The sequence below is a fragment of the Loktanella sp. DJP18 genome (assembly GCF_049310965.1).
Classification (GTDB): Bacteria; Pseudomonadota; Alphaproteobacteria; order Rhodobacterales; family Rhodobacteraceae; genus Loktanella.
The window spans coordinates 20,361-27,269 of record NZ_JBMERN010000050.1 but is presented as its reverse complement, the minus strand read 5'-3'; the positions used below and the strand labels follow the sequence as shown (position 1 = coordinate 27,269).

Here is a 6,909-nt window from a genome sequence, read left to right as displayed (position 1 = left end):
GGAGTGCTACAACTTCTTCAAGGCCGCTGGCTATGAAACTGATTAAACGCAACCCGCTCTGGGCTCTGTCACATTCCAGTGAAAGGACCCGGGCCCGTGAATGTCATCGTCGATTTCCTGAACACCATACTCTGGGGATATGTGCTGGTTTACGGCCTGCTGGCCGTCGGCATCTTCTTCACGGTCCGACTGGGCTTCATCCAGTTCCGCCACTTTCCCGAATATTTCCGCGTCATCACCGGGTCGCGCGAAACATCAACGGATGGTATCAGTCCGCTGCAGGCGCTGACGATCTCTCTTGCGAGTCGCGTCGGCACGGGCAACCTCGCCGGTGTCGCCGTGGCGATTTATCTGGGCGGACCGGGTGCGATCTTCTGGATGTGGATGGTGGCGCTGGTCGGCATGGCGACGGCCTATGCCGAATCGACGCTGGCGCAGCTTTACAAGGTGCGCAACGCGGATCACCAGTATCGCGGCGGTCCGGCCTTCTACATGGCGAACGGCGTGGGATCGCGGCCGATGGGCTATGCCTTTTCCGTCTGCCTGATCCTGTCGTTCGGCCTGATCTTTTCCGCCGTGCAAAGCAACTCGATCTCAGAGGCGATGGACCAGGCCTTTGGCATTCCCGGCATCGTCACCGGGCTGGTGATCGCGGCGCTGGCAGGCATCGTGATCTTTGGCGGCATCCGGTCCATCGCCAGTGTTGCGGAAAAGATCGTGCCGGCGATGGCCGGGATCTACCTGCTGGTCGCCCTTTACGTCATCGCCATCAACATCACCGAGGTGCCGGCCATGCTGGCGCTGATCGTGAAAAGCGCATTCGGGATTGAGCAGGCGGCGGGCGGGTTCACCGGCGGCCTGATGGCAGCCCTTTTGAATGGCGTGAAGCGCGGCCTGTTTTCGAACGAGGCGGGCATGGGGTCTGCACCCAACATCGCCGCAGCCGCCGTGCCGGACCCGCACCATCCCTCGTCCCAAGGGTTGGTGCAGGGCCTTGGCGTGTTCATCGACACGCTGGTGATCTGCACGGCAACGGCGCTGATGATCCTGCTGTCGGGTGCCGTGGACTACGGCCCCGACGGGGCGCAGGGCATGGTGCTGACGCAGAACGCGCTCAGCGAACATATCGGGGCCGCGGGTCCCGTGTTCATCGCCGTGGCGATCCTGTTCTTCGCCTTCACCTCGATCATCGGCAATTACTCCTATTCCGAATCCGCGATGGAGTTTCTGGGGTTGGGGGGGCGCGTGCCGCTGATGATCCTCAAGACCCTGGCGATGGCGATGGTCGTCTGGGGCGCGGTGCAGCCGGTGTCGGCGGTCTTCAACCTGGCGGACGCCAGCATGGCGGTGATGGCGACGATCAACCTTGTCGCTATTCTGATCCTGTCGAAAACCGTGGCCGTGCTGACGAAAGACTACTTCGGCCAGAAGGCGGCGGGCCAGACGCCCCTGTTCCGGTTCAAGGATCACCCCGACATCGACAAGGGCGTGGACCCCACGATCTGGAACCGCGACGTGGCGCAGGAACGCAGTTAAAGCCCGCTTTCCCATGGCCGCCGCCTCTGCTATGCGGCGGCCATGCTCAAAATCTCAGACATCACATATTCCGTCGAAGGCCGCACGCTGCTGGAAAACACCAGCGTGACGATCCCCACGGGTCACAAGGTCGGTCTGGTCGGTCGCAACGGCACCGGCAAGACCACCCTTTTCCGCATCATCCGGGGCGAAATGATCCTCGACACCGGCACGATTACCCTGCCGCGCGGCTGGAAGATCGGCGGCGTCAGCCAGGAGGTGCCCGGCAACGAGGTCAGCCTGATCGACACCGTGCTGCGCGCCGACTCGGAACGCGAGGCGCTGCTGGCCGAAGCCGAGACCGCCACCGACCCCATGCGCATCGCGGATGTGCAGACGCGGCTTGCGGACATCGACGCGTGGAGCGCCGAGGCGCGGGCCTCGACCATCCTCAAGGGCCTCGGCTTTACCGACGAGGAACAGCGGATGCCCTGTTCCGGCTTCTCGGGCGGGTGGCGGATGCGCGTGGCGCTCGCGGCGGTCCTTTTCTCGGAACCTGACCTTTTGCTGCTGGACGAGCCGACGAACTACCTCGACCTTGAAGGTGCATTGTGGCTTGAGGCCTATATCGCCAAGTATCCGCACACGGTGCTGATCGTCAGTCACGACCGCGAATTGCTGAACCGATCGGTGGGCGGCATCCTGCATCTGGAAAACAAGGGGCTGATCTACTACACCGGCACCTACGATCAATTCGCCCGGCAACGCGCTGAAAAGATTGCACTTCTGACCTCTGCCGCGAAAAAGCAGGACGCCCGGCGCGAACATCTGCAGAAGTTCGTGGACCGCTTCAAGGCGAAGGCCTCCAAGGCCAAGCAGGCTCAAAGCCGCGTCAAGGCGCTGGAAAAGATGGAGACGATCCGCGTTCCCGCAGACGCGGCGCGTACGGTCTTCACCTTCCCAGAGCCCGAGGAGCTGTCACCGCCAATCATCAGCGTCGAAGGCGGTGCCGTGGGTTACGGCAACACGATCGTGCTGCACGATCTGAACCTGCGCATCGATCAGGACGATCGCATCGCCCTGCTGGGCCGTAATGGCGAAGGCAAGTCGACACTGTCCAAGATGCTCTCTAACCGCCTCGAGCTGGCACGCGGCAAGATGGTCACGTCCAACAAGCTGCGCATCGGCTTCTTCGCGCAGCATCAGGTGGACGAGTTGCGGATCGAGGAAACGCCTCTGGAACACCTGATGCGCGAACGCGCGGAAGAAGGTCAGGCCAGGCTACGGGCGCGGCTTGCAGGATTTGGCCTTGGTGCCGATCAGGCAGATACCCAAGTCGGTCGTCTGTCGGGCGGACAGAAGGCGCGCCTTTCGCTGTTGCTGGCCACCCTGCCCGCGCCGCACCTGCTGATCCTCGACGAGCCGACGAACCACCTCGACATCGAAAGCCGGGAGGCGCTGGTCGACGCGCTCACGGCCTACTCCGGTGCCGTCATCCTCGTCAGCCACGACATGCACTTGTTGTCGATGGTCGCGGACCGGTTGTGGCTGGTCAAGGGCGGGCATGTGACCTCTTATGACGATGACCTCGACAGCTACCGCCGGATGCTGCTGACCCCTGACAAACCCGCCAACACGAGCAAACCTGCCGCCGCCAAGGTGACAAAGCCGACGCGGGACGAGATCCTTGCCCTGCGGTCCGACGTGCGCCGCAACGAAGAGCGTGTGACCAAGATCAACGACATGCGCGACAAGCTGGCCAAGAAGCTGGCAGACCCCGCCCTGTACGAGGATGCACGGATCGGCGAGCTTGCAACCTGGAACAAGAAATACGCGGAAGTCATGGATGGCCTCGGCCGCGCAGAGGCCATGTGGATGGCCGCCCTCGAAAAGCTGGAAAAGGCAGAGAAGGCGTGACCCGCCTTCTCTGCCTTGTCGACGACACTCTCGTCGGAGGCCGTGTGAACGCCCTGGCGCGTGACATCTCATCCAACGCGCATCCCATTCATCTGGCAAATTAAACTCCTGCCAGAGGCATCCAGAGGCCGCCCCCATGACCGACCTGTCGACCCTGATCGCCGCCTTCACCGCCATGTTCATCGTCATCGACCCGATCGGCCTTGCCCCGCTGTTCATTGCGATGACGCAGGGCATGACATCCGCGCAGCGGCGCAAGATCGGCATTCGCGCCTGCGTCGTTGCGATCGGCCTGCTGCTGGCCTTCGCGATCTTCGGAGAGGCGCTGCTGGAGTTCGTCGGCATCTCGATGCCCGCCTTCCGCATCGCGGGTGGCGTGTTGCTGTTCATCACGGCGCTCGACATGCTGTTCGAGCGCAGGCAGGCGCGGCGGCAGGACAATGCGGACGATGCCATCGACCCGGAGCACGATCCGTCGATCTTTCCGCTGGCGATTCCGCTGATCGCAGGACCGGGTGCGATCGCCACAATCATCCTGCTGACCGGCCAGACCGACTCTGCACTGGGGTTCGGCGCGGTGCTGGGCGTCATGCTGGTCGTGATCGGCATGGTCTTTGCGATGTTCATGGCTGCGGGACTGCTGGAACGACTGCTGGGCAAGACCGGGATCAACGTCGTGACCCGGCTGCTGGGGATGCTGCTGGCTGCACTTTCGGTGCAGTTCATCCTCGATGGGCTCAAGGGTTTCGGACTGGCGGGCTGATCCCTATATACAGGGCATGAACACCGATCAGATCATGCAGATGACCTACCTCGGGCTGCTGGGCGGCGCGATCGCAGCCAGCTATTTCGTCAGCCAGCGAGGGCAGATGGGCAAGACCGCGCAGCAGGCCAGCATCTGGGGCCTGATCTTCGTCGGGGTGATCGCCGCGGCGGGCATGTGGAACGACATCCGCGGGACCGTGGCCCCCCAGCAAAGTGTGGCCGTCGGAGGCGAGATCGTGCTGCCGCGACAGGCGGACGGCCACTTCTACGCCCGGCTTGACGTGAATGGGGCACCGTTGACCTTCATGGTCGATACGGGGGCCAGCCAGATGGTCCTGTCGCGGGACGATGCGGCGCAGGTCGGGATCGACACGGATGCGCTGCGGTATCTGGGGCAGGCAAGCACGGCGAACGGCACCGTGCGGACGGCAGGGGTGACGCTGGATCAGGTCAGCCTTGGCGGCGTGACCGAGGCGGATGTGCCAGCCGTGGTGAACGATGGTGCAATGGACGGATCGCTGCTGGGGATGTCCTATCTGCGCAATTTCAGCAATATCCAGATTCGCGACAACGAACTGATCCTGACGAGGTGACACCGTGCGATTGACCCTGATCCTGATGCTTGCGCTGGCCGGTTGCGCGACCACGACCCAACTGCCGCAGGATTTCGACCCGACCTTCACATACTGAACCGGGAGAGGCCCGCTACCCCGCCTCTGCCTTCTTGACCCAGCGCCCGTCGTCCTGCGCCCAGTATTGCGCCGTCACCGCCGCAGCGGTCAGCGCCTTCCACTGGTCGCGCGCCCGTTGCAGGGCGTCGCCGTCGTGACCGTCGAACAGGATGCAGGCCCGTTCGGCCTGCGCGATCTCGGCCGGGGTCAAGTCGGCACCGTCGACGCTCATCACGCAGGCAAAGCCGTCGGTGGGGGTATCCACCCCCAGCAGGATCGGCTGATCCCCGTCGTGATCCCCCGCAAGACCGTGCGCGCGGAAACTGTCGTCTGGCCCCTGCCACAGCACATTGTCCAGACGGTCCAGCAGCGCGGGCCGACGACCGCGCACCAGCACGCGCCAACCCTGCCCCTGCGCGCGATCGATCAACTGGGGCAACGCTTCTTCCAGCAGACTATCGGTCAGGTGGTAGAAATAGACCGCCCCCATCAGGATTCGTAGCGGTCCGCGATCAGCCGGTTCAGCGCCATGACACCCCAGCCGGTGGCGCCCTTTGGGGCCAACGCCGTTTCCGCCTTCACGCTGGCGACGCCAGCGATGTCCAGATGGCACCACGGCACGTCGTCCTTCACGAACCGCTTGAGGAACTGCGCCGCAGTGATCGACCCCGCATGGCGACCGCCGGAATTTTTCATGTCCGCGATGTGGCTGTCGATGATCTTGTCATAGGCCGGGGCAAGCGGCATCCGCCAGGCCCCCTCGCCTTCGGACCCGGCGGCCTTCAGGAAGGCACCGGCCAGATCGTCCGAATTGCTGAAGACGCCCGCATTCTCATGCCCCAGCGCCACCAGCATGGCACCTGTCAGCGTCGCGAGGTTGATCATGCCGGTGGGCTTGAATCTGTCCTGCGTATACCACAGCACGTCCGCCAGCACGAGGCGGCCTTCCGCGTCGGTGTTCACGACCTCGATCGTGTCGCCCTTCATCGAGGTCAGCACGTCGCCGGGCCGGTAGGCCGTGCCGGAGGGCATGTTTTCCACGATGCCCACGATCCCCACGACATTGGCCTTGGCCTTGCGTAGCGCCAGCGTGCGCATGACGCCCGCCACCACACCGGCACCGCCCATGTCCATCGTCATGTCTTCCATGTTGGCACCGGGTTTCAGGCTTATGCCGCCAGTGTCGAACACGACGCCCTTGCCGACCAGGGCAAAGGGCGCTTCGTCACCGCCACCGTTCCACTGCATGACGACGACCTTCGACGGACTGGCAGACCCCTGACCAACCGCCAGCAAGGCGCGCATGCCGAGTGCCTTCAGGTCGTCCTCTTCGAGGATCTCGACCTCCAGCCCCAGTTCCTGCATCGCGGCAAGACGGGCGGCGAAGTCGTCGGTCGTCAGCACATTGGCCGGTTCATTCACGAGGTCGCGGGTAAAGACCACGCCTTCGGCCACGGCCATGCCGGTGCGGGCGGCCTTGGCTACAGCCTCGGGGTCGGCGACCATCAAGGTGACGGGACCGGGACCGTCCCCCTTGTCGGACTTGTGATCGGTGAACTTGTAGCCGCGCAGCGCAAGGCCAAGCGCCACATCCTCTGCGCTACCGGTCTGACCCATCAAGACACACAGCGGATGCTTGCCCTGCGCCTTGGCCAGTTGCGCGCCGATGCGGCGGGCGGTGGTCTGGTCGGGCTTGGGACCGCTTTTCACGACCAGGATCGCATCGGCGGCAAGCCCTGCGGGAAAGGCCAGCCGGATGACGTCGCCCGGCTTGGCCTTTGTGAACGCCTCGCTGTCCACGGCACGGGCCAGCGCCTTGCGGGTCAGGGTGTTCACGCGGCGCGCCTGAGCATCCATCTTGCCCCCCTCACCCACCAGCACGGCGATCAGTCCCGGCATCTCGGCCAGGGTGTCGGTATCGACGGCTTCGAAACGGATGTCTGCGATCTGGGTCATGGCGGGCCTTTCCGGCGTCAGGTCTGGATTTGCCCTTTGGTAGCGGCGACGCGCCGCAATGACCAGTTTGCAGTTTCGGAGACGG

Annotated in this window: 6 protein-coding genes; 4 read left to right on the top strand and 2 right to left on the bottom strand. The window is 64.0% G+C overall.

Annotated features, from left to right (window positions below; translation table 11 throughout):
- Window positions 1-96: 96 nt before the first annotated feature.
- From ACOI1H_RS14545 to ACOI1H_RS14530, 4 genes are all read left to right on the top strand, one after another.
- A complete protein-coding gene (locus ACOI1H_RS14545) occupies window positions 97-1,536 on the top strand; it encodes an alanine/glycine:cation symporter family protein (RefSeq protein WP_422438502.1) in 1,440 nt (479 codons plus the stop codon).
- A 42-nt stretch (window positions 1,537-1,578) separates the two neighbouring features.
- Window positions 1,579-3,432 carry an ABC-F family ATP-binding cassette domain-containing protein gene (locus ACOI1H_RS14540; RefSeq protein WP_422438500.1) on the top strand — a complete coding sequence of 618 codons (1,854 nt, stop codon included), beginning with the start codon at window positions 1,579-1,581 and terminating at the stop codon, window positions 3,430-3,432.
- Between the two features lie 136 nt (window positions 3,433-3,568).
- Entirely contained in the window at window positions 3,569-4,195 is a 627-nt protein-coding gene (locus ACOI1H_RS14535; protein ID WP_422438499.1) for a MarC family protein, read from the top strand.
- A gap of 16 nt (window positions 4,196-4,211) precedes the next feature.
- Window positions 4,212-4,790, top strand: coding sequence for a retropepsin-like aspartic protease family protein (locus ACOI1H_RS14530; protein WP_422438498.1), 579 nt, complete (start codon window positions 4,212-4,214; stop codon window positions 4,788-4,790).
- Window positions 4,791-4,902: 112 nt separating this feature from the next.
- Here ACOI1H_RS14530 and ACOI1H_RS14525 read toward each other — a convergent pair whose 3' ends face one another.
- Window positions 4,903-5,358: a DNA polymerase III subunit chi gene (locus tag ACOI1H_RS14525; protein ID WP_422438496.1), complete on the bottom strand. Its 456-nt coding sequence runs from the start codon at window positions 5,356-5,358 to the stop codon at window positions 4,903-4,905.
- Window positions 5,358-6,824, bottom strand: a complete 1,467-nt coding sequence (locus tag ACOI1H_RS14520; RefSeq protein WP_422438495.1) for a leucyl aminopeptidase — start codon at window positions 6,822-6,824, stop codon at window positions 5,358-5,360. The genes ACOI1H_RS14525 and ACOI1H_RS14520 overlap by 1 nt, the downstream gene beginning before the upstream one ends.
- Window positions 6,825-6,909: the final 85 nt, after the last annotated feature.

Coding starts and splice junctions, on each gene's coding strand:
- ACOI1H_RS14540 (WP_422438500.1), top strand. CDS start 1,579: ATGCTCAAAATCTCAGACATCACATATTCCGTCGAAGGCCGCACGCTG.
- ACOI1H_RS14535 (WP_422438499.1), top strand. CDS start 3,569: ATGACCGACCTGTCGACCCTGATCGCCGCCTTCACCGCCATGTTCATC.
- ACOI1H_RS14530 (WP_422438498.1), top strand. CDS start 4,212: ATGAACACCGATCAGATCATGCAGATGACCTACCTCGGGCTGCTGGGC.
- ACOI1H_RS14525 (WP_422438496.1), bottom strand. CDS start 5,358: ATGGGGGCGGTCTATTTCTACCACCTGACCGATAGTCTGCTGGAAGAA.
- ACOI1H_RS14520 (WP_422438495.1), bottom strand. CDS start 6,824: ATGACCCAGATCGCAGACATCCGTTTCGAAGCCGTCGATACCGACACC.